This window comes from Synechococcus sp. BIOS-E4-1 (assembly GCF_014279995.1).
Classification (GTDB): domain Bacteria; phylum Cyanobacteriota; class Cyanobacteriia; order PCC-6307; family Cyanobiaceae; genus Synechococcus_C.
Genome location: NZ_CP047935.1, coordinates 671,876 through 698,424 on the forward strand (window position 1 = coordinate 671,876; position 26,549 = coordinate 698,424).

28 protein-coding genes are annotated in these 26,549 nt (G+C 54.6%); 9 read left to right on the forward strand and 19 right to left on the reverse strand.

Features of this window, described 5'->3' with window-relative positions; translation table 11 throughout:
• The first annotated feature begins 226 nt into the window (after positions 1-226).
• Positions 227-529, forward strand: a complete 303-nt coding sequence (locus tag SynBIOSE41_RS03250) for a hypothetical protein (protein ID WP_186539578.1) — start codon at positions 227-229, stop codon at positions 527-529.
• Positions 530-672: 143 nt separating this feature from the next.
• Here the strand turns inward: SynBIOSE41_RS03250 and rpsD are convergent, their stop codons facing one another.
• Positions 673-1,281, reverse strand: a complete 609-nt coding sequence (gene rpsD, locus SynBIOSE41_RS03255; RefSeq protein WP_066906690.1) for a 30S ribosomal protein S4 — start codon at positions 1,279-1,281, stop codon at positions 673-675.
• 74 nt (positions 1,282-1,355) lie between these two features.
• Here rpsD and yidD point away from each other — a divergent pair, with 74 nt between their 5' ends.
• The 3 genes from yidD to SynBIOSE41_RS03270 are packed head-to-tail and all read left to right on the forward strand — an operon-like array spanning position 1,356 to position 3,470.
• Positions 1,356-1,634: a membrane protein insertion efficiency factor YidD gene (gene yidD / locus SynBIOSE41_RS03260; protein ID WP_186539579.1), complete on the forward strand. Its 279-nt coding sequence runs from the start codon at positions 1,356-1,358 to the stop codon at positions 1,632-1,634.
• A gap of 4 nt (positions 1,635-1,638) precedes the next feature.
• Positions 1,639-1,923 carry a glutaredoxin family protein gene (locus tag SynBIOSE41_RS03265; protein WP_186539580.1) on the forward strand — a complete coding sequence of 95 codons (285 nt, stop codon included), beginning with the start codon at positions 1,639-1,641 and terminating at the stop codon, positions 1,921-1,923.
• A gap of 26 nt (positions 1,924-1,949) precedes the next feature.
• Positions 1,950-3,470, forward strand: a complete 1,521-nt coding sequence (locus SynBIOSE41_RS03270) for a UDP-N-acetylmuramoyl-L-alanyl-D-glutamate--2,6-diaminopimelate ligase (protein ID WP_186539581.1) — start codon at positions 1,950-1,952, stop codon at positions 3,468-3,470.
• A gap of 90 nt (positions 3,471-3,560) precedes the next feature.
• Here the strand turns inward: SynBIOSE41_RS03270 and SynBIOSE41_RS03275 are convergent, their stop codons facing one another.
• The 6 genes from SynBIOSE41_RS03275 to SynBIOSE41_RS03300 all read right to left on the reverse strand — a co-directional run bounded on the left by SynBIOSE41_RS03275 (position 3,561) and on the right by SynBIOSE41_RS03300 (position 9,884).
• The gene (locus tag SynBIOSE41_RS03275) at positions 3,561-4,484 is read right to left on the reverse strand and encodes an alpha/beta fold hydrolase (protein ID WP_255475920.1); all 924 of its coding nucleotides are present in this window, start codon (positions 4,482-4,484) and stop codon (positions 3,561-3,563) included.
• A gap of 13 nt (positions 4,485-4,497) precedes the next feature.
• Positions 4,498-5,712 carry an aminotransferase class V-fold PLP-dependent enzyme gene (locus SynBIOSE41_RS03280; protein WP_186539582.1) on the reverse strand — a complete coding sequence of 405 codons (1,215 nt, stop codon included), beginning with the start codon at positions 5,710-5,712 and terminating at the stop codon, positions 4,498-4,500.
• 650 nt (positions 5,713-6,362) lie between these two features.
• A complete protein-coding gene (locus SynBIOSE41_RS03285; protein ID WP_186539583.1) occupies positions 6,363-6,974 on the reverse strand; it encodes a DUF4178 domain-containing protein in 612 nt (203 codons plus the stop codon).
• Entirely contained in the window at positions 6,974-8,515 is a 1,542-nt protein-coding gene (locus tag SynBIOSE41_RS03290; protein WP_255475921.1) for a polyamine aminopropyltransferase, read from the reverse strand. The genes SynBIOSE41_RS03285 and SynBIOSE41_RS03290 overlap by 1 nt, the downstream gene beginning before the upstream one ends.
• The gene (locus SynBIOSE41_RS03295) at positions 8,512-8,727 is read right to left on the reverse strand and encodes a hypothetical protein (protein WP_186539584.1); all 216 of its coding nucleotides are present in this window, start codon (positions 8,725-8,727) and stop codon (positions 8,512-8,514) included. The genes SynBIOSE41_RS03290 and SynBIOSE41_RS03295 overlap by 4 nt, the downstream gene beginning before the upstream one ends.
• A gap of 17 nt (positions 8,728-8,744) precedes the next feature.
• The gene (locus SynBIOSE41_RS03300; RefSeq protein WP_186541442.1) at positions 8,745-9,884 is read right to left on the reverse strand and encodes a hypothetical protein; all 1,140 of its coding nucleotides are present in this window, start codon (positions 9,882-9,884) and stop codon (positions 8,745-8,747) included.
• Here SynBIOSE41_RS03300 and SynBIOSE41_RS03305 point away from each other — a divergent pair.
• Both SynBIOSE41_RS03305 and SynBIOSE41_RS03310 read left to right on the forward strand, forming a co-directional pair.
• Positions 9,874-10,059 carry a DUF350 domain-containing protein gene (locus SynBIOSE41_RS03305; RefSeq protein ID WP_255475922.1) on the forward strand — a complete coding sequence of 62 codons (186 nt, stop codon included), beginning with the start codon at positions 9,874-9,876 and terminating at the stop codon, positions 10,057-10,059. The two genes, SynBIOSE41_RS03300 and SynBIOSE41_RS03305, sit on opposite strands and share 11 nt — an antisense overlap.
• A 405-nt stretch (positions 10,060-10,464) precedes the next feature.
• Positions 10,465-11,184 carry a DUF4079 domain-containing protein gene (locus SynBIOSE41_RS03310; protein WP_186540752.1) on the forward strand — a complete coding sequence of 240 codons (720 nt, stop codon included), beginning with the start codon at positions 10,465-10,467 and terminating at the stop codon, positions 11,182-11,184.
• Here the strand turns inward: SynBIOSE41_RS03310 and SynBIOSE41_RS03315 are convergent.
• The 3 genes from SynBIOSE41_RS03315 to SynBIOSE41_RS03325 form a co-directional block, all read right to left on the reverse strand.
• Positions 11,181-12,431, reverse strand: coding sequence for an urea ABC transporter substrate-binding protein (locus tag SynBIOSE41_RS03315; protein WP_186539586.1), 1,251 nt, complete (start codon positions 12,429-12,431; stop codon positions 11,181-11,183). The two genes, SynBIOSE41_RS03310 and SynBIOSE41_RS03315, sit on opposite strands and share 4 nt — an antisense overlap.
• The gene (locus SynBIOSE41_RS03320; RefSeq protein WP_186539587.1) at positions 12,428-13,567 is read right to left on the reverse strand and encodes a hypothetical protein; all 1,140 of its coding nucleotides are present in this window, start codon (positions 13,565-13,567) and stop codon (positions 12,428-12,430) included. Before SynBIOSE41_RS03320 ends, SynBIOSE41_RS03315 begins: the two co-directional genes overlap by 4 nt.
• A gap of 74 nt (positions 13,568-13,641) precedes the next feature.
• Positions 13,642-13,887, reverse strand: a complete 246-nt coding sequence (locus tag SynBIOSE41_RS03325) for a NifU family protein (protein WP_186539588.1) — start codon at positions 13,885-13,887, stop codon at positions 13,642-13,644.
• 91 nt (positions 13,888-13,978) lie between these two features.
• On the opposite strand from SynBIOSE41_RS03325, the gene SynBIOSE41_RS03330 reads away from it, so the two are divergent.
• Positions 13,979-15,460, forward strand: coding sequence for a malate:quinone oxidoreductase (locus SynBIOSE41_RS03330; protein WP_186539589.1), 1,482 nt, complete (start codon positions 13,979-13,981; stop codon positions 15,458-15,460).
• On the opposite strand, the gene SynBIOSE41_RS03335 is transcribed toward SynBIOSE41_RS03330, so the two are convergent.
• The 3 genes from SynBIOSE41_RS03335 to SynBIOSE41_RS03345 all read right to left on the reverse strand — a co-directional run bounded on the left by SynBIOSE41_RS03335 (position 15,449) and on the right by SynBIOSE41_RS03345 (position 17,728).
• Positions 15,449-16,120, reverse strand: a complete 672-nt coding sequence (locus SynBIOSE41_RS03335; RefSeq protein WP_186539590.1) for a TVP38/TMEM64 family protein — start codon at positions 16,118-16,120, stop codon at positions 15,449-15,451. The two genes, SynBIOSE41_RS03330 and SynBIOSE41_RS03335, sit on opposite strands and share 12 nt — an antisense overlap.
• A gap of 65 nt (positions 16,121-16,185) precedes the next feature.
• Entirely contained in the window at positions 16,186-17,325 is a 1,140-nt protein-coding gene (locus SynBIOSE41_RS03340; protein ID WP_186540754.1) for a glycerol dehydrogenase, read from the reverse strand.
• 73 nt (positions 17,326-17,398) lie between these two features.
• Positions 17,399-17,728 carry a multidrug efflux SMR transporter gene (locus SynBIOSE41_RS03345; RefSeq protein WP_186539591.1) on the reverse strand — a complete coding sequence of 110 codons (330 nt, stop codon included), beginning with the start codon at positions 17,726-17,728 and terminating at the stop codon, positions 17,399-17,401.
• Between the two features lie 386 nt (positions 17,729-18,114).
• On the opposite strand from SynBIOSE41_RS03345, the gene SynBIOSE41_RS03350 reads away from it, so the two are divergent.
• The gene (locus tag SynBIOSE41_RS03350; protein ID WP_186539592.1) at positions 18,115-20,322 is read left to right on the forward strand and encodes a sulfatase-like hydrolase/transferase; all 2,208 of its coding nucleotides are present in this window, start codon (positions 18,115-18,117) and stop codon (positions 20,320-20,322) included.
• Positions 20,319-20,651, forward strand: coding sequence for a Nif11-like leader peptide family natural product precursor (locus SynBIOSE41_RS03355; protein WP_186539593.1), 333 nt, complete (start codon positions 20,319-20,321; stop codon positions 20,649-20,651). The genes SynBIOSE41_RS03350 and SynBIOSE41_RS03355 overlap by 4 nt, the downstream gene beginning before the upstream one ends.
• Positions 20,652-20,723: 72 nt before the next feature.
• On the opposite strand, the gene SynBIOSE41_RS03360 is transcribed toward SynBIOSE41_RS03355, so the two are convergent.
• The 6 genes from SynBIOSE41_RS03360 to SynBIOSE41_RS03385 form a co-directional block, all read right to left on the reverse strand.
• Positions 20,724-22,268 (reverse strand): vWA domain-containing protein, encoded by a 1,545-nt coding sequence (locus SynBIOSE41_RS03360; RefSeq protein WP_186539594.1) that lies wholly within the window; start codon positions 22,266-22,268, stop codon positions 20,724-20,726.
• A gap of 81 nt (positions 22,269-22,349) precedes the next feature.
• Entirely contained in the window at positions 22,350-22,958 is a 609-nt protein-coding gene (locus tag SynBIOSE41_RS03365) for a type IV pilin protein (RefSeq protein ID WP_186539595.1), read from the reverse strand.
• Entirely contained in the window at positions 22,955-23,476 is a 522-nt protein-coding gene (locus SynBIOSE41_RS03370) for a prepilin-type N-terminal cleavage/methylation domain-containing protein (RefSeq protein ID WP_370594178.1), read from the reverse strand. Before SynBIOSE41_RS03370 ends, SynBIOSE41_RS03365 begins: the two co-directional genes overlap by 4 nt.
• Before the next feature lie 2 nt (positions 23,477-23,478).
• Positions 23,479-24,381, reverse strand: a complete 903-nt coding sequence (locus tag SynBIOSE41_RS03375; protein ID WP_186539597.1) for a hypothetical protein — start codon at positions 24,379-24,381, stop codon at positions 23,479-23,481.
• Positions 24,382-25,211: 830 nt separating this feature from the next.
• A complete protein-coding gene (locus SynBIOSE41_RS03380) occupies positions 25,212-25,727 on the reverse strand; it encodes a type IV pilin protein (protein ID WP_222930569.1) in 516 nt (171 codons plus the stop codon).
• A gap of 62 nt (positions 25,728-25,789) precedes the next feature.
• Positions 25,790-26,122 (reverse strand): hypothetical protein, encoded by a 333-nt coding sequence (locus SynBIOSE41_RS03385; protein WP_186539599.1) that lies wholly within the window; start codon positions 26,120-26,122, stop codon positions 25,790-25,792.
• Positions 26,123-26,549 lie beyond the last annotated feature (427 nt).

Sequence of the window (26,549 nt, forward strand, 5' to 3'; positions counted from 1 at the left end):
GTCGTGAATGTATTTTGGAAATGTTGGCGAATCAACCCCGGCGACCGCGAGCATCAGCCATCAGACTCAAAAAGCAGGACGGATGAAACCAGCCACACCGTCCGATTTGTTTGACTCTCTCCGTTAAAAGTTCAGGCGTAAGACATTGCTCATAGTGTCGTCAGACGCTGCCTGATCCCAAAGCTGATCTATTGCTTAGTGGCTTGTAAATGCTGGTTGACGCAGAGTGTCGTTATCACAGGGTGCGACCGTGTTTTGTATTCAACGGCTTTCTGACAAAGGCTGGGACTGCATTGCAGACAATCTCAACCTGCTTGAAGCAAGAGCGAAAGCAACACTTTGGTCACAAGAACACGCGGCTGCCTTTCGGGTTGTCAGTCTCGATCAATCCGACATGCAGTTTCTCTGCAGGGATGGAGTGATACTGGTTGATCTTTCCGAACCGGCAGATCTGGCTGCAGCTTTGGAAGGGCAGCCATCCGTGCTGATGGAAGATATCTCCTGGAAAATTCTGGCGGAGGCCAACTGAAGCTTTCCGCTAAGAATGGTGGTGATCGGTTGTTCGAGTGAACCCAACGTCACCGATGCATTGATCCCTATATGAAAAACCCCGCTCCAGAGCACCTGTGCGGGGAATGCAGAGCAAGAACGCGGTGAGATGCGAGGCAGGCCTCAGACTTTGCGGGAGTAGTACTCCACCACCAGCAGTTCATTGATCTCCAGTGCGACCCATTCGCGTTCGCACTTGCTGACCACCTTGGCGCTGAGCTTGGCTTTGTCGAGCTCCAGGTGGGGAGGCACGTTGGCAAGACCTGGGAATTCCAGGTTGCCTTCAGCCAATTTCTTGCTGCCCTTGCGCTCACGGACGGCGATGACATCACCGGCCTTGCATTGATAGCTGGCGATATCGGTGACGCGGCCATTCACAGTGACATGGCCATGATTCACAAGCTGGCGGGCGCCAGGCACAGTGGGGCCGAAACCGAGGCGGAAGCAGACGTTATCGAGACGGTTTTCGAGAAGTTTGAGCAGGTTGGTTCCTGTGGAACCGTCCTGGGCGCGCGCTTTTTTCACGTAGCGCACGAGCTGGCGTTCGGAGACGCCGTAGTTGAAACGAAGCTTCTGCTTCTCTTCAAGGCGGATCGCGTATTCAGAGCGCTTGCGACGGGCTTGGCCGTGCTGACCGGGTGGATAGGACCGCTTTGCGGCCTTCCGAGTGAGACCAGGGAGGTCTCCCAAGCGCCGCGTGATCCTCAGGCGAGGGCCGCGGTAACGAGACATAGGTGAAGAAGGTGTTGGACCATTCACGCTGATGAGACGCCATGCTGGACTTGATGTCAGCTTTGCGTTTCTGCATGCGCGAACCACACATCCTATCTGTCGGCTTCCTGGAGTCCGTTGGACAGGGTTTCAGCAAGGTCATGGCCCAGCTGATGATCGCCGCGATCGGTTTTTATCGCAGTTGGTTGTCTCCACTGTTTGGCCCCCGTTGTCGCTTCATTCCCAGCTGCAGTGCCTACGGATTGGAAGCGATTCAACGCCATGGCCCCTGGCGGGGTGGCTGGCTCACTCTGCGCCGGGTTTGTCGCTGTCATCCCTTCACCCCCTGCGGTTGTGACCCCGTTCCTGACTGAGTCCATGCAGCTGACCTTGTTCAGCAGGCAGGGTTGCTGCCTTTGTGAAGGCTTGGAGCAAAGGCTTCAAGGCCTAGATCTCAGTCGCTTCGAACCACCGCTGAGCTTGGAGGTGATCGATATTGATGCAGAGGGGATTGAGCCGCAACTGCGGGCTCGTTATGACCTTGAAGTGCCGGTTCTGGCACTGCAGGGCAAGCCCTTGCCACGGGTCTCCCCTCGCCTGAGCGGTGAGGGACTGTTCAATTGGTTGCAACGGCACTGCTCCAGCGTCGCCGGATCGGATTAGAACGGCCTCAGCTTTAGGAGCCGGTGATGACGCAGACGCTCCATGCGCTGCTGCAAGCAGTGCGGCTTCCACTGCCGGAGGGACTCCCTAACCCCGCGGTCACATCGATCACCTGTGATTCCCGCAGTGTCCGCCAGGGCTGTCTTTTCATCGGTCTCCCTGGTGAACGCGTCGATGGCGGCTGTTTTTGGCCGGAGGCCCTGAAGGCTGGAGCCGTGGCCGCGCTGATCGGTTCGCAAGCAGCACAGTCGAATCCGCCCTCTGATCAGGATCCCGTTCTGGTGATTCCTGAGCCGGTGTCCCATTGGGCCGGAGAGCTGGCTGCCGCCTTCTGGCAGCAGCCCTCATTGCGCATGCATTTGATCGGTGTGACCGGCACCAATGGCAAGACCACCACAACCCACTTGATTGAACATCTGAGCCTGGCGTGCGGTTGTTCCGCAGCGCTGTTCGGAACACTGGTCAACCGCTGGCCTGGACACAGCTTGACGTCGACCCACACCACTGCGGTTGCGGATCAGCTGCAGGCTCAGCTGGCTGAAGCGTTGAACCGGGGCACCCAGGTGGCGGCCATGGAGGTCAGTTCCCATGCTCTGGATCAGCAACGCGTCGCGGGTTGTCGTTTCTCCTCTGCCGTGTTCACCAACCTCACGCAGGACCACCTCGACTACCACGCGACGATGGAGGCCTATTTCGAAGCAAAGGCGCGTCTGTTTGCCGATCCTTTCCTGATCGGGGAAGGTCCCCGTGCGGTGGTGAATGTCGATGACCCCTGGGGACGTCGTCTGGCGGATCGCCTTGGCGATCGCTGCTGGCGCTGCAGCCTCGACGAGATGGCCGATCTCAGCATGCGCGATCTCGTGATGACATCCAGCGGCGTGCAGGGAATGCTGGTGACACCTCGAGGCGAAGGACGTTTTCATTCGCCTCTGGTCGGTCGCTTCAATTTGATGAATGTGATGCAGGCCATCGGCTCGCTGCTTCAGCAGGACTTGCCACTGCCGTTGTTGTTAAAGGCCCTTCCGCATTTCCGTGGTGTGCCTGGTCGGATGGAGAGGGTGCTGCCTTCCGCCTCTGCCACAGTCCAGCTGCCCGCCGTTGTTGTGGATTACGCCCACACCCCGGACGGCCTGCGCAGCGCTCTTGAGGCCAGTCGTCCCTTTGTGGATGGACAGCTGGTATGTGTGTTTGGCTGCGGTGGCGACCGTGATCGGGGCAAGCGTCCTCAGATGGCCGCGATTGCTGCAGAGCTGGCTGATCGCGTTGTGGTCACATCCGACAATCCACGCACGGAGGATCCTCAGCGCATTCTCGACGATGTGGTGGCGGGGCTTTCTTCAGGCATCGACTACCAGGTGGAAGTTGACCGAGCGATCGCGATCGCTCAGGCGATTGCTCAGGCAGGAACCGGTGATCTTGTCTTGATCGCCGGTAAAGGGCATGAGGATTACCAGATTGTGGGTACTGAAAAGCTGCATTTCGACGACAGAGAAGAAGCAGAGCGAGCCCTCAAGCAACGCTTCGATGCCAAAAAAGTTGGTCGTTAAGCTTCAGTTTTTGATCGGGCATCAGTTTGATGATTGCTACTCAAGATGCGATTGTCTTGAGTGATTTTGATGCTCATAACTTCTTTGTTCCTATCGAGTTGGCTTTGATTTCTGTGCTGCTATTTTCACGAGATGATTGAGTTGTTCGCAAACGAGCTTGGGACGTTCGATCTGTATGAAGTGTCCACCCTGAGCTCTGAGAGCCTTGCTGTTTGGATTCTGGTTTAACCATTGCTTTTGCAGGCTGTTCCAATTTCCTTTGATTGGAGTGCTGGAATTCATTTCAGTAGATGACATGATAATGATTGGGAATGTGCTGCTCATCGGAGGCAGCTCTGCCACTTGCCTTTTGCTTGCCTGAAATCCTTTCTGTTGATAAAAACCATCGGCTGTGATTCCATTGTTTTTGCGTTGATTTGAAACGTTGTATAGCTTGTAGGCTTCCCTGCTGGGAATGTCTCCAATTGTTGTGAGGGCGATGTCAAATTGTTTTTGAATCCGGTCTGAATACAGGAAATTGCTCGGTACTGGATCAACCATCAGCATGCCGGCGATTGAGTCAGGATATTTGCGTGCAAAATATCCTGCATAGAGTCCACCGTATGAGTGTGAAACGAGAATATATGGTGATTTAATGCGATTCCTGTCTAGGAGTTGGACGAGTTTGGAATTGACGTGTTTCGCTGTGATCGGATTTGCTGAAGAGACGCTGAAGTCTGGTGAGCTTTGGCCTAGGCCGCTTCGGTCGTACATGAACAGATTGCCAAGCTGTTTGATGCACTCAAAGAACGTTTCGTTTGCAGACCATGCTTCTAATGACGATCCTGTTCCGTTTTGAAAAACAATAGTGCCTTTGAAGATTGAATTGGGGTTTGGATGATATTGAGAGTGCAAAAGACTGTTGTCAATTTCTGTGAAATTGACCTGAGCCGAGGCCAGCGCAGTCCAGAGATAAGAAGATGGAATGATTAGTTTTTGGAGTGTGTTTTTCATGTCTTTCAGGGCTCGCTCCATGGCGCTCCTGGCGCTATCTGCCCATCGCTGACAACGTCCGAATCCGATCGATGAGTTGCGCCATGTCGTTCTCGCTGGTGCAGATATGGGTGCAGGCACGCAGGCAGATCGGATCTGCCAAATCACGGATCCAGATCTGTTCTGCACCCAGTGCTTTCACCACATCGGCTGGTGGGACTGCCGTTGCCTCAGCGTGCATCTGAAAACTCACGAGACCAGCAGGCGGTGGGCCTTCAAGCAGTGGTGAGATCCCGGGGATCGACTGCAGCTGACTCCACAGCTGGTTGCTCAGAGTGCGGATGCACTCGAGTCGATCGCCATCCGAGCCTGCCTGCTCCAGCAGCTCAAGAGAGCAGCGCAGACCAGCCATCAATGGCACGCAGCTGGTGGCCACCTCAAAGCGACGGCTGTCGTGATGGAAGGGGTCTGGATCATCAGCTACAGCCCGCGTTTCATCCTGAAGACTGCGCCAGCCGATCATGGTGGGATGGGCTTCCGTAAGCATGCGCTCTGAGAGCGCCACCCCACCCAGCCCTTCCGGACCACAGGTCCATTTGTGCCCGGTAAAGGCATAGATATCGGCCGCTTCTGCCGCCTCTGCAACGGGGATCTGGCCGACGCTCTGTGCAGCATCAACGAGTAGGTAAGGCTGTGCCGGGTGCTGTTGCAGCTGTGCGGCCACTGTCGTAATCGGCATCTGCTGACCGGTGTTCCAGAGCAGATGCGACAACACCACCAGCCGGGTTCGGCTGGTGAGCTGCTGTTCGAGGGCCGCCAGCACGTCGCGATCGGTGCGGGCCTGTTGATCGTGTCCGAGTCTGAGTTGCTTCACCGGCAGTGTCTTGACCTGAAGCTGGCGGCGACGAGCCAGTTCGTGGCAGGCCGCGACGACGCCGGGGTGTTCACAGTCGCTGATCAGAATGTGGTCGCCATCCTCAAGGGGAAGGCCCCAGAGCGGCAGCACACACCCAGTGGTGACGTTCTCACTCAGGGCGAGCCGATGGGCTGGCACATTGCACAACCGGGCCAGACGGCCGCGAGTTTTGCTCACTTCGGAGCTGATGTAGGGCCAGATGTCGGTCGTGAAGGGGCCGAGTTCCTGGATCTGTTTCCAGCTGGTGGTGATGGCCTCCAGCGAGGGTGTTGGCAGCGGCCCCTGCCCGCCGTAGTTGAAGTAGGTCTTGTTAGCCAGCGCGGGGCAGAGTGATCGCAGCTTGTTGGTGTCCATAGGCCCTTGGGCGTACCAGTGAGTAACTAACGCTGTGTCGAAAGGTGACCCATCGGAAGCATCTTTACGTCCGAAAAGCGCGGAATGGGGATCAGCTACAGCGTGGCGTTTCTAAGGACATTCAGCCAGTCATTCATGGAGGATTGGTTGAGACCGCTGGATCGACCTATCGAATGGCGTAAAAACTTTCGCCCGCTTAAAAACCATGTCAATGCATGGATGCTTCATGAGCTGTTGCTGTCCGTAATGGGCAGTACTTCTGCCCCGAATCTTGCCCAACAGATCATCCCTGCTATGAAACTAGTTATGGCAGAGGATCCTGCAGCTGCGCCTGCGGTGGCTGATTGCTCTGCGTGGAAGGCGATCGCTATAACGCTCAGTCGCAGCTCTGGGTGTCAACATCTATTGCCTAGTCGCTGGCGAAGATGTCCTGCGAATCATTTATATTTAAAAAACGAAGCTAATTTGCGCTTCGCATTGACTAGCATGAAATGTATTTGTGCTGCCCCTGGCAAGGTGATTTGTTGTGAGTGAATCGCCTAGCATGGAACTATGTTGGCAGTGATCAGTTCGTGGGTATGCCGCCAATAGTCGTTGGTAGCCAGGTGGCTAATCACTGCGCTGATGTTTGTCTTTGTGTCGTAATCTATTTAACGAGATATCTTTGAATAAACACTTCTGCCATCTCCTGGGAGTAGAGATAGGTCGCGAGAATCGATCTTTTCGCCAACGTTGATATCAAGGCCTCCTTCATTTTTGGAATCGTACGCCTCAAGGCTGAGCTGTAAGCCATCTTTTGCTTCGTAATCATAAAACAAGCAATTCCCTAACTGATTTTTGGCTCTGCCTTCTGTTGAGTATCTTGCTTCTCCTTTCTCCTTCAATGAATAGTCGGTGCCTGCGTAAGTGATGTATCTTGGTGGCGGTAGTTCGATGTGTAGCTGGTCCTCAGGTACGGGGCTTAGCCAGCTCACTTCCAGCCAATCATCTTCAACTACCACAAGCCATGCTACGTCAGAATTGTCTCGTAATAGGTATTCAGTCCACTCGAATTGACCCTGTTGATAACGATAAACAGTTTCAACAATCCAATCCCGTGCTTGATATTGCACAACATCGCCGATCTGAAGGGTGAATAGTGTTCGCTCTGTCGCAACCTTCCCTTTTAGCTCTGCATATCGCCCTATGGCCATGCGTTTGGAGCGGAAGCGCAGCCATACAGCTAGAGCCGCTATCAGGACGAGAATCAGAATAAAGAGCATTAGCGGATGGGGGCTGACCAGCGATCTCTGCGTTGATAGTCAATCAGAATGGGCCTGGTAAGTCGATTGGCTCGTACTGAATCTCGGTCGGAGGGTCTGTAGTCCCTTGGAAATTCCAACATCCGAGTGAGTTGAGCGTGATCAAACCATTTCGCTTCAAAGGGAACCGTTTGAAAAGCAAGTTGTTGGCTTTCGCGATGCGCGAGCACGAAGCCCCATGGCCCAAAACTTGGTACCGTCACACTGTAGGGATGGGTCTGCAACGGCAGATGTTGAAGACTTTTTTCGATGGAGGCCAGCACCAATGGCGTAAAAAAGGGTGTACTGGCTTGTGTCACGAAGACACCATCGGAATCAAGTTGTTTGATTAAACGGTTATAGAAGCCAACGCTGTAAAGTCTTGCCACTGCAGCGGTGTCTGGATCAGGAAAGTCAGCAATCACCACGTCGAACGGACCTGGCATTTTCGCTATTAACCCGAATGCATCACCAACTTGAATGTGCACTCTTGGATCTGCGAAGCTGTTTTGGTTAAGGCGTTGAAGCGCTGGGTGCTCTTGAGCCATGGTCAGAATGGCTTCATCCAGTTCGATCAGTTCAACATGTTCGACGCTTGGCCAGCGCAACACTTCCCTTAGGGCCAACCCATCGCCCGCTCCGAGAAGCAGGACATTTTTTGGCTTGGGGTGAGCTGCCATTGCAGGATGGACCAAGGCCTCGTGGTAGCGGTATTCATCGCGGCTAGAAAATTGAAGATTCCCATCTAAGTAAAGACGTATATCACCACGTCTTCGCGTTAAAACTATGCGTTGATATCGACTCTGAACTCTGCTGATGACTGGATCTGAGTAGAGGTTGTCTTCGATCCGATCTCCCATTGGGATAGAGAAAAATCCTCCTGTTGCAATTAAGGGAATGGCGAAGAGTGTTCCACGTCGCCATCGACGTAAATCATCGAATGACCAGCTGAGCCAGCATGCGCAGCCGATGGGAACCAAGGAAAGAGCGGCTGCAGTTGGCAGTAACCCAAGTGTTGGTAAAAGCAGCAATGGAAATGCCAATGCTCCAAGTAATGACCCGAAGTAATCGAGGGCTAGAACACGCGCTAAGACCTGCCTGAGCTGTTGTTGTGTCTCCAGTAGCCGGGTGATTAATGGAAGTTCCATGCCCCCCAAGACACCGACCAAGACGGTGAGCATGACAACGGCTAACCAAAGAGGACCATCCATGGCGAACAGTTGAAATAAGCCCAGAGGTCCGAGGAAGCACAAGGGACATAGACTGAGTTCGACGATTAACAAGCAGCGCAATAAGGCTGGTTGTGGAGTTGTCGACACGGCTAAAAATTCAGTCAACCAGGCTCCAAGGCCCATGGCGGCGAGGAAGGTGCCGACCACCACGCCTGTCGCCACGGTGGCATTCCCTGCGAGGTAGCTGGCTTGCGTCACCAGCAAGAGCTCAAGAATCAGTCCGGCTGCTGACGAAAGCATCGCTGTCATCATCAGCACGCGCACTTGGCTGGGTGCGATGGAATTCGTCACTTCACACCCGATGGTCCACGTCCCTGAAAACCACCCCAGCCCCCCCGTGAACTGGTGCGCCACTGTCCACCACTGCCGGAGCCACGGTAAATGACACCTCCAGCGGATGACGGTCGGCTGGAGGGCGTTCCGTCGTTCCCGAGCCGGTAGATCGCTGGGCGGTGGATTGAATCGTTGCTTCCCAGCACCGTGACCGAAACTGATAGGACCAAAAGAAGAGGTCGATGCATTAGAGAATTCTCCTGATGTTGAGCGGTCTCATGGATACAATTCGATCTCGAAGGTCGAAATCAATCCATTCTTGTTCTAGGCAGTCAATTTGTTCTGGAATGGATAATCGGAACCTCAGGCTTCTAAGTCTGGGGTTGTAAAAAAACAGTCGTTTTTTAAACTGCCAGTAGGGTGGATCGTCTTCATCATTTGCTGATTTTTTATTAAGATACAGAGTGATCTTTTCCGACTGCAGGGTCAGTCCGTTGCCATCAATGATCTCCAGGCTCAGGGGTAGTTGGAAGCTGCTTGATATTTTTTGATATGCATCCGATTTGACGCGAGAGGGAAGTTCAAAGCGACCTTTTATTTTTAACATAATCACGCCTCTTTCGTAATTCATTCGTGTGAATGATGAGGTTTCTAGGAGGTCATCAATACGTCCCCCATGTCGACGTCGTCCTTGGCAATAAATACTATTTAGGAACATGAGCACAATTCCTAAACCAATCCAGAATGTCCAAATAGCGAGTCCGTGATCGACTTGTCGATCTTGCACATTGACCCTTAGAGGTAGTTGAGCCAGCAGTGCTTGACCAGCCTGATCTTCAAGGCCGTCGACTGCAAAGCGAAGTCGATATTGCCCTGATTGATTTGGCTTAAACAGCACTTCATAGTAACTGTCAGATTCATCGTAAATGCCGCTTTGTCCGTCTTCTTGCCAAGTTCCCCTCTCTCTCCATCCTTCCTTGTCAAATGCCAAAACAACTTGGTCGGAAGCATTTAATAATTCAGTGGTGAGCGAGATCGCCGAATTCACAGGCAGGCCAACCGATGCAAAAAGGCGTGTCGCGCCAACCGCTTCTGCATCAAGAACAAAAGGCTCGCTTAAAATCACTTCACCATTGCTCGGCAAGATCAGCTCCTGGCCGAGAAGTTCACGTTTGGGCGGTGGTGCCGTGCATCCCGGCCATAGGGGGATCATCAGGCTGAGAAGAGGCCAAAGCAACAATGGTTGCTGTCGAATCGACTGAAAGGGTCTGTGCACGCCCGATGGCTGAGCCATAAATGCAAGGGCAGTCAACACATTCAGTAGAATAAGGGTTGACGTTGCAATTGTTTCGATGTCCCAGCTGGTCACCCAGGTGATGCTCACCATTGGGTGGAGTTTCATCAGTGTTCTTTTGATCCTTGGAGGTACCTGGCTGTTTGATCGACTCACTCCAATTGATTATCGAGCTGAAATTCGCAAAGGGAATGTGGCGGCCGGTTTGGTAGTCGCATCTGTGGTCGTTTCAATTACTGCTGTTGTGGTTGCTGTTGTTCTTACTTAGTTGTTTTTATTCCAATTTGTTTCATGGGATGATTCTTATTTCTCCGGTGGTTAGTGTCTTGATTGATGCTCATCGTTTAAAGCAACTGCCCGGCAATGGTCAAAGAGTGAAAGAAGACTGCAGCGGGATCTGGGAGAATTGCTGCCATGGTGATAGAAGTATTCCGGCTTGAGAAATTCTTGTCATTGATCAGCTGAAAGAAAGCCAGGAAAATTAAAAATAATATTTTTGCGAACAGCGTTTTTAGTAGTGCTTCCCTGTTGATTGGAGCTTCATTGCTGCAATCCCAGGCTCTGCCAGGCTCCTTCGAAGGGGCCCGTGTCTCATTTCAGGACTTGGCTCTGTTGAGGAGTGTTCAGCCAAGCCATGGCTACGTTGCGTTTGTCCGTTGGGTTGGTATCACCGATGACCTTGGTGGACTGGGTCTGGATTGTTCACCCCGTGCTGGCGGTGGTGTTGATCTATCCCCTCACGGGCATCGTGATCCGACTGGCGATTCAGACACGATCCCGGCGCTTGAAGACTGCAAAACCGCCCCCGACGGTGGGACGCGACCACAGCGATCTCGGCCGTTGGCTCGCCGCAGCTGTGGTTGTTCTGGTGATCGTTGCGCTCACTGTGGTCATCGCAACGCATGGGCCGCTCGATCAGTTTCAAGGTGGCTTCCGCCGGGCTGGCACGCTGCTGCTGGTCTTGATCGGAACCCTGCTCAGTCTTGGCGCGCTCTGGATGGCGAAGGCACCTGGCCTGCGACTGGCGTTTGCTCTGATTACCTGGGCTGGTGTGCTTGGTCTGGGAGCTCAGCCGGAGGTTTGGCGATTATCCGATGACCCTTTCTCGCCCGCGTTCTGGCAATCCCATTACTGGTCGGGTGTCGCCGTGGTGGGCCTGATGCTGTTTTCGCTCGGTGCCCGGCCGGAGATCCTGCGCGACCTGCGCCTGCGCCGCCTGCATGTCACCGCCAATCTGCTTGCTGCGGTGCTGTTCGTGGCTCAGGGCATCACGGGCACCCGCGATCTTTTGGAGATTCCACTGAGCTGGCAGAAGTCGACGATCTATGCCTGCAACTTTGAGGCCCGCAGCTGCCCGCCGTTGGCCCCGCCACCTCCTGCATCGATGCCTTAGGGAGCGGTGCCGCTGCGCTGATAACAGTGCTGCCCTGCTGAGTCGGGATGATCGGGATTCCAGGGTTGGGGCTCAATCACGCCGAAATCCTTCACCACCTGGAAGTTTCCAGTGTCATCGGCTCGGCCAAGCAGGGAGCGCTTGTTGAGGTGCTGGCTGGGGGTGATGGTCAGTAAACCCTGCGGGGCTGCATAGCTGGTGCCAATCAGCTGCTGACGCACGTCTTTGGGATGGGTGCTGCCGGCGCTTTCCGCTGCGCGGGCCCAGAGATGGACCAGGCTGTAGGCGGCTTCAGCGGGATCGTTGATCACGCGGTGATAGCCGTAGCGACGACGAAAGCGCTGCGCGAATGTTTTGGAGGCGTCTCCAGCTAACGATTGGAAATAGCTCCAGCTGGCATAAGTCCCGGAGAGTTTGTTCGTACCGATCGCCAGCGCCTCTTCCTCCGAGACAGAGAGACTCAACACGGTCACTGCGCTATCCATGGCTTGTGAGCCAATGAGGCCCTCGCGGTAGAGCTGTTCAAAGAAGGCGATGTTGCTGTCGCCGTTAAGGGTGTTGATCACAACAACCGGCCCGCTCGCACTGGCTTGCCGAATGCTTTCAACCAGCGGCTCCACCTTTGCACTGCCGAGTGGGAGGTAGTGCTCAGCAAGAACGGTTCCCCCTTCGCGTTGCACCTGGGCACGCATGATGCGATTGGCGGTGCGTGGATAGATGTAGTTCGAGCCGATCAGCAGGATGCGTTTGCTGCGGTTGGCCAGCATCCAGTTCAAGGCGGGTTCCGACTGCTGATTGGGAACCGAACCGCCATACACCACGTAAGGGGAGCACTCCTGGCCTTCGTATTGCACCGGATAAAACAGCAGGGCATCCCGTGTTTCCAGGGCAGGCAGCATCGCCTTGCGACTGGCCGAGGTCCAGCCTCCGAAGATGGCTACCACCTGCTCGTCATCCAGCAACTGTTCGGTTTGACGCGCAAAGGTGTCCGGATCGGACATGCCGTCTTCCTCGATCGGCTGAATCAAGACGCGCTTGCCCTTCAGTATCAGCCCACCGCTGGCGTTGATTTCTTCGATCGCCAGTCGTTCGGCTTCGGCCACGGTGTTTTCCGATAACGCCATCGTCCCGCTGCGGGAATGGAGCAGGCCCACACGCACCACATTGACGTCGGTTGTGGAAGCGCCTGTGTTGCAACCACTGACCAGCAGGGTGGCCAGCAGGCTGACAAACATCTTGTCGTTCATCGACTTCCCCAGCTGATGAAGGCCGTCAGTACCAGGGCTGAGGCCGAGATGACCTGAAAGCGCATGTCAGCTCGGTTGATCCGGCGCATGGTCTCGAGCTTCTGATCGTCGGGCGCGGCGGCATAGGTGTTGTACCCCCATGTGAACAGAGCGAACAGGGCCATGGCGATCAGATAACTGGCAGTGAACAGATCATCGAGAAAGGTGGTGTAGGGCAGTTTCGGCAGCGAGGAGTGATACGACTGCTGCAAAAAGATCAGTGTGAGCATTGCCGTGGACGGGATGGCCAGGCGCACATCGGACAGTGTTCCCTCAACCGAAGGAGCCATCAACACAATCGAGTTGATGATCATCAGCGGGATGACCCAGTTGACGATTCCAGGCCAGAGATTCGACTGGTAGACCACTTCCAGTCGCACCTGGCTCATGTGCGGCCGATACCAGGTGCCCCGCCGGTTGCTTGTGCGTCGCAGATAGGGCGTGAAGCTGGAACTCTCGAGCTGATAGCCGCTCAGGGTGCCCAGCTCTCCCACAAGGTTGTCATCACTCGGTTCGGGCAGCAACCGCAGATCGGCGTATTTCTGCGAGGTCCACAGTGGTTTGAGCTCCACGATCACCGGCAGCCGCAACATGTCGAATGGATCACGGCGGAAGTCGACTTCATCGTCGTAAAAGCGGCTCGAGAAGTGATAGAGCTGCTGACGCCTGCCACCGGAAAGCTCCCGTGGTGTATCTGTTGAGGGTTCGAAGGTGGAGTCCCACGTTTCGATGCGGTTGGCGAGTGCAATCAGGTCGGCCGGTTCGTCGCCATGTTTCTGCAGCAGCGCTTCCACCTCAGGCAGCCACTCCAGCCAGATCTCACCATCGGCTGTGAAGGTGCGTGAGTTCAGATTCAGCTCATAGATCTTGTCGAGATGGATTCCGGCGTAGATGAACGGATGTTTGCGCACCAGAGCTTCCGAGAGCTGGACTTCTTCCAGGCCTGAGGGACCCTCCATCACCGCCGTAACAGCATCGCGGTCGAGCACCTCGGAGGGCCCCTGGCCGATCAGCCCTCGTCCGCTCAGCATCAGAACGATCGTGAGTGCTGCCAGCAGCACCAACACGAACGGGCGTGGACGGGGCAACCTCCGCATCGACAGCTGCTCGCGCCTGCACTGATGTCTTCAGGATGGCTTTTCGAGTTGAGCCTGTCAGTGGCTGGACCGAATCAGAGAACCTGAACCACTTCACTGACTTCAGGAATGGATTCGCGCATTTTGCGCTCGATTCCCATTTTCAGGGTCATGGTGCTGCTGGGGCAGCTGCCGCATGCACCCTGCAATCGCACTTTGACCACCGGTCCATCGATTTCGACCACTTCCACGTTGCCACCATCGGCCATCAGGAACGGGCGCAGCTCATCGAGCACCTTTTCCACGTTGTCTTGGGTGAGCGGCAGCGTTTCGGTGCTCATGGCCGGATGGGGGGTAAGTGCTTTCGCTCAGGGTAGGCAGGCACGTGTCCGGATGGATTCATACCCTTGAGAAGCAGGATCAGCTCACGCGATGGATCGTTACGACGCCGTGCTGGTGGGTGCGGGAATGATGAGTTCCACCCTGGCTTCGTTGCTGCATGCCCTCGACCCGGAGATGCGCCTGCTGCTGGTGGAGCGTCTCGAGGCATCCGCTCTGGAGAGCAGTGCAGCAGTCAATAACGCCGGCACCGGCCATGCCGCCAACTGTGAGCTCAACTACACCCCTCAGCAGGCCGACGGGACGGTGTCCACTGAGAAAGCACTGGCGATCAATGCAGCATTCGAGCGAAGTCTGGAGTTCTGGGCCTCCCTCACAGAACGGGGAGTTCTTGACCCAGGCAGCTTTCTTCACCAGGTGCCCCATCTCAGTTTTGTCTGGGGACAGGAGGATGTGGCGTTTCTTCAGCAGCGGCATCGTCAGTTGAGTGCGCTGCCGGCCTTCGCCGCCATGCACTGGAGCACGGATGCTTGGCAGATCGGCGACTGGATGCCTTTGGTGATGGCAGGACGTCGGCCTGGTCAACAGATTGCAGCCACCCGTATCGAGCGTGGACTCGATCTCGACTTTGGTGCTCTGACCAGGGCACTGCTGCTGCCGCTGCAGACAGCGGGCGCTCTTCAGGTGGTGTATGGCACCTCAGTGCAGGGACTCAAACGACCGCTGACGGAGTCGATGACCTGCTGTGACTGGCAGCTTGATTTGCGCGGTCCGTCGGGCCGTCGCAAGGTGCAGGCTCCGTTTGTGTTCCTGGGCGCCGGTGGTGGTGCCCTGCCACTGCTGCAGAGCAGTGGCATCCCCGAGGCCGCCGACTATGCCGGCTTTCCCGTGAGCGGCCAATGGCTGGTGTGCGGCGAGCCAGCTCTGGTGGAGCGTCACCACGCCAAGGTGTACGGCAAGGCGAAGGTGGGCGCACCGCCGATGTCGGTGCCCCATCTCGATACCCGCTGGATTGACGGCAAGCGATCCCTGCTGTTCGGTCCCTATGCCGGATTCAGCAGCAAATTTCTCAAGACCGGTTCGCTGATGGATCTACCGCTGTCGGTGCGTCCCACCAACCTGCTGCCGATGCTGCAGGTGGGAGTGAACAACCTGCCTCTGGTGAAGTATCTGATCAATCAGCTGCGCCAGAGCGAAGCTGATCGGATGGAGGCATTGCGGGCATTCCTGCCAGAGGCCAATGCGGATGACTGGAGCCTTTCGGTGGCCGGTCAACGGGTGCAGATCATCAAACGCACGCCTGATGGTGGTCGCCTGCAGATGGGCACCGAAGTGGTCAGTGCTGCGGATGGATCCCTGGCCGCTCTGCTGGGTGCCTCTCCTGGGGCAAGCACCTCCGTGCAGATCATGGTGGAGGTGCTGGAGCGTTGCTTTGCTGCAAAGCTGGCCACGCAGGCCTGGCAAGAGCGCCTCCATCAGCTGATTCCCAGTTACCGCCAGGATCTCAACAGCGATCCGGAGCTGCTCGCACGCACAAGGGAGCGCAGTGACGGGCTGCTGGGTCTACGTGTCTGAACTCGTCTGTTTGCGCATGCGCTTCTTGACCCAGCCTGCGATGACGGCCAGGCCAAACACTCCAAAAACCGCCGCGCCGATCAACAGTTTGCTGTTGTTGTCGCTGAAGATGCCGGCGCCAAGAGCCACGATCGGAGCGTCACTCACAATCACGCTGAACAGCAACGGCAGGATGAATGCTCGCCAGCGAGTGCCTCCAAGACCGACTGCGTAGCAGACGAAATCAAATAACCCTGTCATCAGCAGCCCGCTGAGAAGAAAGGGATTGCCTTCCAGTTGATTGCGATTGAATCCTTCGATGATGCCCATTGCCCGATCTCCCACCAGCTTTCGGACAGGGTCTCGCCCGTAGTTACGGGCCAGTAGAAAGGCTGCCTGGCAGAAGATCAGATCGGCGATCACAATGGTGATGAAGCCTGAGCGAAAGCCAAGAACTGCTCCGGCTACAAGTGAAAAAACAGTACTGGGCAGTGCAGGCAGCACAATGCTCACACCACGCAGCGCAAACAGTGCCAGGGGCCCCCAGATCCCGAGGGTCTTCACCTGCAGTTCGATTTCTTCCCGGGTTGGCCAAAGGCCATTCGCCCTGATGATCTGAAACAGCACGGCCAGCACGGCAATCACAGCTGCAATCAGCAGGAATCGGCGAAAGCGCGGCACAGGCGGGGAGGTTCAGCGTGCTGATGACCTTCCCATATCGATGTCACCTCCTGTGACCACCGGTATCAGTTGATATAGGCACGCCCCTGTTGATCAGCTGCCCGGATAGCAGCCTCCACCGCTGCGGCGGTGACTTCGAAAGGCTCGTTATGGCTGCTTTCGCCTGGGATCACCGTCCGTTGCGCAATCTGCTGGATGGCCTCGTCGTCGTCGGGGTTGATCCCGATCTGCTGCAGCGTGGTGGGCAGTCCCACGGATTGGCAGTAGCTGAAGATCTCTTGGATCTCCGACTGTGGCTGGCCTTCCATCACCAGTTGGGTGTGCAGTCCGAAGGCGACCTTCTCCCCATGAAGCATCGCGTGGCTTGCGGGGATCTCGCTGATGCCGTTGTGAACGGCATGGGCAAGTGCCAGTCCACCACTTTCAAAGCCAAGCCCCGAAAGCAGATTGTTCGCTTCCACAATGCGCTCGAGAGCGGGGGTGGTGACCTGCGAATCCACGGCGGAGCAGGCGGCAGGCCCATCGGCCAAAAGAATGTCGCAGCACAGCTTCGCCAGGGCTGTGGCCGTGGTGGTCGGGTAGCCCCCAACCACATTGCAGCTGTGGCTTTGCCGGCAGCTTCGGGCTTCAAACCAGGTGGCCAGGGCATCGCCGAAGCCAGCGACCAGTTGCCGCTTCGGCGCCTTGGCCACAACCTCCGTGTCAACAAGCAGCAGCAGCGGATGGCGGTTGTAAAAGCGGAAGCCCTGCACCCCTCCGCCATTGGTGTAAATCACCGAGAGGGCACTGCACGGCGAATCGGTGCTCGCCAGAGTTGGGGTGATCACCACTGGCAGATCCAGCTCATCGGCGACGGCCCTCGCTGTGTCGGAGGTTTTGCCACCACCAGCGCCGACGACCGCTGAGAAGGGCTGCGTTGCTGCCAGGCCGACCAAACGGCTGATCTCCTGATCGCTGCATTCGCCACCGAAGGCTTCAACCACCGGCGTGATGCCGACAGGCGGCAGTGTTTCCTTCCAGATCGAAGCCAGCGTTCTGCGGGCCGTGCCACCAGCGATGAACAGCACCGGTCCACTCAGGCCCAGGCGTTTCAGCTCTGTGCCCAGTTCCCAGGTGGCACCGGGACCCTGGACGTACCGTCCCGGTGAGGCGAACACCGCCAGCGGGCGTTGGTGATCCCTGCCGAAATCTGTGCGATAGCCCATAGCCCATCTAGGCAATGATCTTTCCCTAGCCAGGCCTTGGGTGTCCGTCAGTGCTTCGGTGGCTGAGGCGTGATCAACCGTGGTTCCCGCTGAGGTTCACGGTGATTACGCCGGCTGTGATCAGGGCCATGCCCATCAGCTGACCCTGGGTCGGCACCTGGTGATAGAGGAGCAGGCCAATCATCACGATCGCCACGATTCCGATGCCACTCCAGAGCGCGTAGGTGAGGCCCATGGGGAGCACTTGCACCACCCGTGACATCAATGTCATCGAAATGGCATAAGCCGACAGCACCACTAGGGTGGGAACCGGTCGACTGAAGCCTTGCGAGAGCTTGAGGCAAGAGGTGCCGATCACCTCAGCTGTGATGGCCAGCAGCAGCAACAACCAGGGAGAGCCCATGCCTGTCCGAGTCAGGGACGCTTTCCATTCAACGCAATGGCGTTCGGCTTCGCCCTTGGACTTCGTCGCGATGTGGTCGATGGAGTCGTGTTGTGAATGACCAGGACGGATTGTTCAGCGATCAGTCCTGGCTACGTCATTAAGCTGGATAAATCGCTGATCGCTGATTGAAATGGCGAAGTCTTTAAAGCGGTTGGTTGCATCATGACGACTGAGTCTGCGTTGTTTCTTGGCTCGAGCCTGCGTCTTGTCGTCGATCGGCAAATAACGTCTCGAGGGTTTTTGCAAAGCCCTTAAATCCTGCAAGAATTGCCGAATAAGACGTTCTTTAGGGGGTTCCTGAACTGGACCAGTCCTCGTCACCAAGTCTTGATCAGTTGGGGTTGATGCCCAGCGAGGACGAGCGGCTTGTTGCTGCGTTGGCGGGATTCAATCCAGATCAGCTCAGCGATCAACAGCTGTTGCTCTGCAGGGATTATTTGAATGTTGCTGAACAGATTGGATTGTCTGGCTTGCAAAGCTCAGCCGATCTGCAAGAGGTCCTTGAGTTTCTTGCTGATGCTGAGTCGGCAACGGCACGTCCACCGAATCTGGTGGTTTTCATCCGAGATCAGGTCAAACCAGAGGACCTTTGGCTTCCTCGCGACTGGGCAAAGGAGAAGCTTCCAACCCGTCAGTGGTTGCTTGATAACGGACTTTCATTCGAGAACTCCTTCACCAACACGGCGATGTGCTCCTCTGCACGTGCCACGTTTTTCACGGGGAAGTTCCCGGCTCAGCATGAGCTCGACCTGCTTCTCAGCGACATTGAGAATCCAATTCTCGATTCTCAGGTTCAGCTCAATCCCGATCTGCCCACTCTCGGCAATGTGTTGCTGGATCAGGGCTATGACGTGTCGTTTTTCGGCAAGACCCACCTGAGCAAGACCATCACCCTCGAAGACGGCGAGGTGGTTTACCAGGACATGCAGCCCTATGAGTTCAGCGACTGGCAGGGGCCGGATGCCGGGCAGGATATGGATCCTGCCAACGCAGGTGGTGGTTACGCCGACAACGACTCCCGTTTTGTTGATGAGGCCACCGGTTGGCTGAATCAACGCGTGAAGTCGGGGAATGACCGCCCGTTTGCCATGGTCGTGTCTTTGGTCAATCCCCACGATGTGTTGTCGTATCCAGAGACCTGGGGCAAGGGTGATCCTCAGACGAAGTTCGGCTACAGCCGGGACATGATCGAAGGCAGCATCGACATCCTGCCAAAGACGGTGAAGGAACCGATCGCATCACCGACGGCGGTTCAGCAAGGGTTTGATTTAGCAGGCAATTACAAACCTCAGATTCAGCGTGAGTGGCTGATTGCGCAGGCCGGTGCTCAACCGCTGCCGACTGATGAGATGAAGCTCAACTATCTCAACTTCTACGGCAATCTCATGGAGATCGCTGACACCCAGATGGGCAACGTGATCCTGGCGTTGCGCCGTCATGGGATGGTCGACGACACCATGTTTGTGAGCACCAGTGATCACGGCGAGATGGGCATGACCCATGGCGGCATGGTTCAGAAGATGTTCAACGCCTATGAAGAGTCGATTCGGGTTCCGATGATCTGGTCGAATCCCCAATACTTCAAGGGCGGTCAGACGTCTGATGCTCTTGTCTCGCTTGTGGACTTCCTGCCCACTGTGGCTGGGCTCTATGGCTCCAGTGAACAGCAACTGGAGGGTTACGACCTGCGCGGCGTTGACTACTCCCCGATCATTCGCAGAGCTGCGACAGGTTCGCCGCTCTCCATTGATGACCTCGATGTGCAGTCGTCGTTGCTCTACACCTACGACGATATCTATGCAGGCCAAGATCCTGCTAATTCAATCCCAGAGGGTGCATGGGATCATGGGCTGTTGCCAGGCCCCAACCGTCTGCAGGCGTTACGAACGAAGGATTACAAATACGTTCGCTACTTCTCCGGTGATGAGCCGTATGAACCGGCGAATTGGCAGGGCGAGTTTTATGACCTCCGGCCCGGAGGCGGCGACTATTACCCCAACATCGATCCCATCACCGGCCAGTTGAATCCGTTTAAGGCCGCTCCTCTGGAACTGCGCAATCTGGATCCCAAGGCCGAGGCCCTGAGAGTGATCCATGGACACGAGCCCCTGGCCACCGATGAGCAACGGCTGGCCTATGCGCAGATGTCGCAGTTGCTGGATGAGCAGATTGATCGTCGGCTCACGCCGCTGGAGCCTTTTCCATCACGGCAACCCACGGTGACCATCTATCGAGGCGGTTCCGCTGGAGAGTCATCCGCCTACGACGATGGCGATCCGATTGTGAGGCTGCTACCGACAGGGGACGGGAGCAATGCCCTTGAAGTGGCCTTCAACACCAGAGCGGGCCAGAGCTACAACATCGTCACGCTGCAAAGTCAGATCGAAGATGGGGAGCTGGTCTTCAGCAGGGACGATGTTCTGGTTTCGAATATCACCGGTACCAACGGTCCCACCTATCAGTACATCACCGGTCTTTCCAGTGGCCTGGAGCTCTCGGATCTGGCTGTGGAATGGATCGGTGGCTTTGTGCCTCTTGGCTTGTGGGGATGAACGGAGCCGAGCAGCTCACTGCCTTTCTGGAAAGGGTGCGCTCGGATGCCGAGCTGCAACAGCAACTGACGGCATTTCATGTGGAGCTTTGGGGAGACGCCCATCTGCCTCTCGATATTGACCTGGATGCTGTGATCGCTCTGGCCTCAGAGATCGGATTTCACTTTGATCGAGCTGATGTGGTGGCCAGTCAGTGTCGGCATCTGGAGCGTTTTGCCTCCTTTGAGATGGACAACGCCGTTGTGGCCCGCCGCTACATGGCCAGGATCCAGTTGCAGATTGACCGGGGAGGAAAGCCTGAGCAGCCGATGAGCTACTACCGGGCTTAAGTTTCCCCCTCCAGAAGATTGCTCAAAAAGGCATGATCAGGACATTGGCTCAGTTATTGTGAGATCTGAGCATTATTTTGTTGACGAGCTCAGTACATATTTTTTGTCGATGTGTAGGTAGTCGCCGGTTGTTTTTCCTGCGAGGGATTGCATCCAATTAGATTGTAGTCCCAGTGCAATGGTGTTCACTTTGAGTGTGATCTCCCTATTGTTATTCAGGCCTGCATAATGACCAGAGGTTGATGCGTGATCGGCTTTCGTCCAGCGCCCGCGATTGCGGTCGTAATTGGGTTCGCCATCGGACAGGAAGTAAAGAGTGTCAGTGTTCTTGTCGGCGAATGCTTCATCAAGCCCCTCCCAGGGATCGGTTCCTCCCCAGCGGTAGGGGTAGCCATCATCCAAGGTGTTGACAAAGGCAATGGCTGAATCACGCGTGCCTTCAGCTCCGATTTTGACCAGTGACTTGGCCGAATTCTGCCAAATTCGATGGTTTTGATAGCCAGGTGAGCTGAAAGAGCGGAGGCTGATCTGTGTGTCGTTGGGAAGCTCTTGGAGAAGTGAATTTAACTCGTGCTGAAGCGACTCCATGCGCGTGAGTGCACAACTTCTCCGGCTCCAGAAGTAATGACGACCATTCCAGAAGATCTTCCAGTTGCCGAAGCCACTACCCCACAGGATGCATGCACTCATCGAGCCAGAGCCATCCACAAGAAAACGCATACGATTGCTGCTGACATTCCGGAAGAAGAGACCATCGAGCACTTCGCCGTCTTCCGGTCCTTTCTCAAGACGTTTGTCGGCACGGGAGTAGGCCACGAAATAGAACGGGTGTGTGGTGATCTCTTTGTTGACAGTTTCGATTTTCAGGAAGCTTGTTTGAATGTTGTCTTGTTCTGTGGTCGGGTCGATGAACCGGATCAGCTTTCTGTTTTCGTCTGTCATCAGGCGAATGGCTGGCTCTCGAGAGGATCGCTCGGGGGTCTTGTCTTCGTTAAAGACGAAATCAGTGTTCGCGGCCAGCTCACTCAGGGGTGTTGTTTCCTTGCGGGGATCAATGATGCACTCAGGCTGATCTGAGCTGCATCGAATCACACCAATATCGTCAATCACCATGGCGAGCGATTGTTGCTCTGTTTCGTTATATCGGCCATCGAGCTGCATTGAGGCCCCACAACGCTTTAATGAATAGCCTTTGCCAACACTGCTGAGCGATAAGCCGTAATATAGAGGATTGTTCAGTTCAGCCATCTTGACGCCGAATACTGGATTGAAGACCTGTCCTGCTTGTTGTGCCAATGATTGGCATTGGCTGAGGGAGACTTTGTAGTCGTCGTGATTCAGATCTGTATGAGCCAGTTGATCTGTTGGCTTTTGTTTGGTTCTGATCAGTAGGTGCAAACTGCGCTCAATTTCTGAACGCATGATACGTTTTCCACTGATGGTGTTTTGTTGCAAGCCTGCCTTGAGATCCATCTTGTCGATCAGGCTCCCAGTGCTTCGCAGGGCCAATGTTGATGCCCCGATCAGTGCAACTCCTGCGCTGGCCGCAATTAATGTTTCCGGAATCCCAAAGCCGCGTTGATCACGGCAGGCCATGCGTTGTTTGATTTGGGTCATGGGCTTGATGGTTAGGGGATTCATCGATTGAAAAGCGGATGATCGGAGAGTGTTAGGGAGAGAATGCGTTTCTCGTTGATGTCATCGGCGTCGACATCGCCTCTCCTCCCATGTGCCGCTGTGCAGGTGACCGGACGTCGATAACTTGATGCAGCGAATGGGTAGAGGTCGTTCTGGATCTTGGTTCCAGCTGGTTGAGCGAACGAGCAAAACCAAAGCATTCCCATCCGTGCTTGTACCCGGAGGAGAGAGGGAGTAGGCCGATTGGGAAACTTTGATTTCTACATTTTTTGAGATTCTTGTTTTTTCCAGGTTGATTAAGCGATATGGAGGATTCCATTCGCATTGCGTTGTGTCGCAGCATTCAAGCCTTTGAGCACGGTCTTCTTTCGACAAATGGCCTAACTCGACAACATTTTCAACTGCTCCAAATCCGCCATTGATATTGTCAATGCCAACATAATTGGCTGCAAATTTTATTTCGCAGCTTGTCCCTTCTGTAGACTGGCGAGCTCGCAAGCTGAACAATCCTGATTCGATTTTTTGTGTGTATTGATCGAGTTGATTCAGTGCCAGTTGACGCCGGTATTGAGGGATTGCCCATGATGCACTGATCATCACGATCAGTGCCGCAATCAGCACTTCCAGAAGGCTGAATCCACGTGTCGGTGGGAATTGATTCTTCTTCATTCTTCTAAAATGCATCGCGTTTGGAAATTTGGATTGAGTTCGATGGTTCTTCGTTCATTGTCGATTGAATGCTCTGGGGCTGAAAATTGATAGGTCACAACGGTGATGCCCGGATGGTCCCCGACGGTGATTGATCGTTCGATCAGGTTGTTATTGCTTACCCCTGATATCTCTGGTGCAGGAACGGCGTTTGATCCCCCTTGCTGGGATAACTGCTTTTTCAGGTAAGCCGCTGGATTGAGGCAGGCTGCCCGTTGGTCCTGGCTTGGCATGGATTCCAGGGTGAGCTTTGAATCCGCCTGTTGAATTAATTGAATATTGTTGTGAATTGCAGCTTCGATTCTGTCCCGTTCGATTCGATGTCTGCCGCTGGTGATGGATTGGATTGAAACCCTTGCTGTTCCAACCATCACAATCAGCATGATCACTCCTGCGATGAGCACCTCCACCATGGTGAAGCCCTCGCTTCTCTGGCCACCGGGGGGAGAAAACTGTTGCATTAGCGAGTTCTTGGCCATGATCAGAACCGCTGGAATTGATCAAGGCCCGTTCCTCTGATTCCACGGGTGATTCTGCGCCCATATCCCGAGAACCCCTTTTTGGCCCAGTCCCAAACAGTGGATGCCTGCTTTACCAGCGATGCGGATCTGCCTCCCTTCGTTTGTGCATTCAGGCTGAGACGATGACCATTGGAGCAGTAGCTGTGGCTCCAGATCACTCCCTGAAGCTGTGCATCTTCTTGCAATGCCACGGTTCCTTGTCGCATCAGAATCAATGCTGCCGGGAGACTGCTGCCGGCTAGATTGATTCTGTTGTTTTGATCTGCACATTGCGCAGGATCTTGGGGTGCGTCCGTCATGATCACCAGTCGTTCAGGTTGCTGATTGCAGGTGTTGGAGTTGGTGTTGACCCCGCAGATCAGTGCCCGCGGCCCCAGAGTGATGGAAGCATTTTCGCTGTTGGTGCCACTGAACTGTGCTTGCTGAGGTCCAAGCAGATGAAGAACCACAGGCCTCGTGCTGTTTTCAATCAGCAGTCGTGAACGACTGAGATTGATTCGATCAAAGTAGACATGACAATCACCGCTCTTTCCTGTACAGATGTCTTTTTCGCGTAATCGAATTGTTGCGGTTGTCTGCCATTGGCCGTTTACACGACGCCAGCGTCGTCTGCTGTCAATGTTGACGGGTGTGCTGTAGACCCCCGACTGATTTCTACGCTGGCAAATTACACGCCACGAGCAGCGGCCAGAAGGGTTGTACTGATCATCATCAACCCTCCAGATACGAGTGGTGGAGGGCTCTCCCGGGTAATTATCCTTGGATCCGTTGGTTTTGAAAATGCCGGCAGCGGGTTGTTTTTGATTGATAACTGGCCAGATACGAGATGGCAAATTTGCCGTGTAGTTATCGATGCCTTTCATCTGTTTGACAATTGCTGATTGATTGCATTGGCTCGCAAGTGCTCTAGCTTTGTCGTCCGATATATGCCAGAGAATTTGCCCAGGACTGTCCAGCTCAATTGGGCCCAGCTCCATATGATGGGCAGCCAAAATGGCCCAATCATTTGACCGATTCACATCGACCCAGGATTGAATATAGAGCGATCGTTCCAGGCGACTTCGTGCGAGATAGGAATCAGGCGGTGCATCTTTGCGACGCACAATCCCTTCGATGATGAATTTCGCTTCACCATTGTCTGTGCTTCCTGATGTGCCCGGACTGCTATATCCTCTCAGTCGATAAAACGTTTCTATTTTAGAAATTCCATCCTCTCGCAGTGATGGATCATCTGCGTCTTCGAGTGCAACTTCTGTCGTTGGCCAGGATTCACCGGATTGACCCTGACCCTGTTTGGGCAGACCGATGGATGTATCCAGGCAGACTTCTGAAAATTGGGGTGATTGATTGCTATTCAAGCGCTCCCAGTGGAATCCGTTATTGGCTTCGTTGAGGTTTTCGCGGTTATCAAGTGTGAACAGAAATCCTCTGTTTTGATCTGGATTTGGATTGTTGAGTTCGCCAAGAATACGGTTCAATCCATTGTTAGCGGCTGCTTCAGCCAGTTGCTGATAGCTTTCTTTGACGCTTAATCGGCGTGACATTAACTGCCTGGCCAGCAGACTGCTGACTCCTGCCGTAATGATCACCCCCAGCATTAGTGTTGAGATTAAGGCGAGTCCGTCTTCACAGCGTCTTCTCTCGATTGTTGCTTGATCACGGTGTCTTTTGCTGCTGTTGGTCAATGATCGCGTCATTGTCCATTCCTCACGCATTGCAAATCTGCGACGGAGGCCACTGCGTTGTGAGTTCCTTTTCTCAGATCACTGGATCCATTGCGTAGATCAAGGCAGGCCACAACGTTGTAGGTGCTGGCTCTTGGATTCTTCGAGCGTGCTTCTAGGGTGTAGAGCTGATCATTTTCCTTGACGTAAGCCTCGTAGCAATTCAGCTCACCATTGGCCTCGCGTTTTGCTGTTTTACCGCAGGTGGCGCTCGCCAACGTGATCCATTCAAAATCTTCTTGAACAGCGGGTCCACTAATGGTCATCAGCGGCGTGATTTTGTTGAGATCAGCCCAGCTTTCAGGGAGTAAGCCCATCTCATCAACAAATGCCGCAATCGTGACCTGCAGTTGCGACAAACTTGCAGCGGTTTCGTTCTGGCGTGTTTTCTGGACCTGAGAAAAATATTGGGGCAAAGCAATGGCCGCTAAGATGCCAATGATCGATACAGTGATCAGCATTTCAACTAATGAAAAGCCATCCAAATTTTTATTTTTGAATGACATCATTGTTTGGGTTGCAAAAATGGCTGTTGAGCGTTACTGGCCTAAATGCCTGTGACGACCGGTTTTTTGAATGCTCCATCGGTCAGGTCTTCATCAGTTTTTCTGACGACCCCGTCTTTATTGTTGTGCACCAAATTACCTTTGGTGCCGTCGCATTGATCTGTGAAGTTTGTGTTAGTCGCTTTTGGAAGTCCTGCGTAGTCTTTGCAGTCAGGGTGCTCGATGCCGCTGGAGATATTGCCATTCTCCAGGTTGTCAAGACTGGCTTGATTGATAATTGTTGATGCTTGTGCTGTCTCTTCAGTAGCCGCTGCTGTTTGGGTTTGATTGATGAATTGGGGCAGCGCAACGGCGCAGAGAATCCCAGTCTTCAAAGATGATCTGGGCCTGCCTGAGTGTGCAGCAAGTGTGCACAGGAGCTGAGTTTTGATTACTGTCATGGCTATAGGAATTTGAGTGGAATGTCTTGCTTGCTCCTGTGCATCCTCGATCCGTTAACACAAATTTTAATTTCTGCAGACCATTTGTCTGAAAATTGTCTGAGTTCTTCTTGAGAAGCTTGTGACCAGATGCGACTGGATGTGCCGTTGCAAGCAATCTTTGGGTTTCTGCGTGGCCCAGGTGCTGGCATGAGAGCCTTTTGATTCAGCTCTGGCAACCGGATTTCTTCCGTCCTTTAACTAAAGGATTTAGCGGCTGCTTGTAGGGTTCAGCGCGTGCTCTCAGCAGCTGCACCACGAAGCCTTATACCTGTTACCGGTCGCTGCGTTGCGCCACGCTTAAATCCCAATTCCAAGGCTC

Coding starts and splice junctions, on each gene's coding strand:
- SynBIOSE41_RS03350 (WP_186539592.1), top strand. CDS start 18,115: ATGCCCAGCGAGGACGAGCGGCTTGTTGCTGCGTTGGCGGGATTCAAT.
- SynBIOSE41_RS03315 (WP_186539586.1), bottom strand. CDS start 12,431: ATGAACGACAAGATGTTTGTCAGCCTGCTGGCCACCCTGCTGGTCAGT.
- SynBIOSE41_RS03355 (WP_186539593.1), top strand. CDS start 20,319: ATGAACGGAGCCGAGCAGCTCACTGCCTTTCTGGAAAGGGTGCGCTCG.
- rpsD (WP_066906690.1), bottom strand. CDS start 1,281: ATGTCTCGTTACCGCGGCCCTCGCCTGAGGATCACGCGGCGCTTGGGA.
- SynBIOSE41_RS03370 (WP_370594178.1), bottom strand. CDS start 23,476: ATGGCCAAGAACTCGCTAATGCAACAGTTTTCTCCCCCCGGTGGCCAG.
- SynBIOSE41_RS03300 (WP_186541442.1), bottom strand. CDS start 9,884: ATGGTGAGCATCACCTGGGTGACCAGCTGGGACATCGAAACAATTGCA.
- SynBIOSE41_RS03320 (WP_186539587.1), bottom strand. CDS start 13,567: ATGCGGAGGTTGCCCCGTCCACGCCCGTTCGTGTTGGTGCTGCTGGCA.
- SynBIOSE41_RS03330 (WP_186539589.1), top strand. CDS start 13,979: ATGGATCGTTACGACGCCGTGCTGGTGGGTGCGGGAATGATGAGTTCC.
- SynBIOSE41_RS03285 (WP_186539583.1), bottom strand. CDS start 6,974: ATGCTCTTTATTCTGATTCTCGTCCTGATAGCGGCTCTAGCTGTATGG.
- SynBIOSE41_RS03360 (WP_186539594.1), bottom strand. CDS start 22,268: ATGACCCAAATCAAACAACGCATGGCCTGCCGTGATCAACGCGGCTTT.
- SynBIOSE41_RS03305 (WP_255475922.1), top strand. CDS start 9,874: ATGCTCACCATTGGGTGGAGTTTCATCAGTGTTCTTTTGATCCTTGGA.
- SynBIOSE41_RS03325 (WP_186539588.1), bottom strand. CDS start 13,887: ATGAGCACCGAAACGCTGCCGCTCACCCAAGACAACGTGGAAAAGGTG.
- SynBIOSE41_RS03310 (WP_186540752.1), top strand. CDS start 10,465: ATGACCTTGGTGGACTGGGTCTGGATTGTTCACCCCGTGCTGGCGGTG.
- SynBIOSE41_RS03375 (WP_186539597.1), bottom strand. CDS start 24,381: ATGAAAGGCATCGATAACTACACGGCAAATTTGCCATCTCGTATCTGG.
- SynBIOSE41_RS03265 (WP_186539580.1), top strand. CDS start 1,639: ATGCAGCTGACCTTGTTCAGCAGGCAGGGTTGCTGCCTTTGTGAAGGC.
- yidD (WP_186539579.1), top strand. CDS start 1,356: ATGCGCGAACCACACATCCTATCTGTCGGCTTCCTGGAGTCCGTTGGA.
- SynBIOSE41_RS03365 (WP_186539595.1), bottom strand. CDS start 22,958: ATGAAGAAGAATCAATTCCCACCGACACGTGGATTCAGCCTTCTGGAA.
- SynBIOSE41_RS03270 (WP_186539581.1), top strand. CDS start 1,950: ATGACGCAGACGCTCCATGCGCTGCTGCAAGCAGTGCGGCTTCCACTG.
- SynBIOSE41_RS03340 (WP_186540754.1), bottom strand. CDS start 17,325: ATGGGCTATCGCACAGATTTCGGCAGGGATCACCAACGCCCGCTGGCG.
- SynBIOSE41_RS03280 (WP_186539582.1), bottom strand. CDS start 5,712: ATGGACACCAACAAGCTGCGATCACTCTGCCCCGCGCTGGCTAACAAG.
- SynBIOSE41_RS03345 (WP_186539591.1), bottom strand. CDS start 17,728: ATGGGCTCTCCCTGGTTGTTGCTGCTGCTGGCCATCACAGCTGAGGTG.
- SynBIOSE41_RS03275 (WP_255475920.1), bottom strand. CDS start 4,484: ATGGAGCGAGCCCTGAAAGACATGAAAAACACACTCCAAAAACTAATC.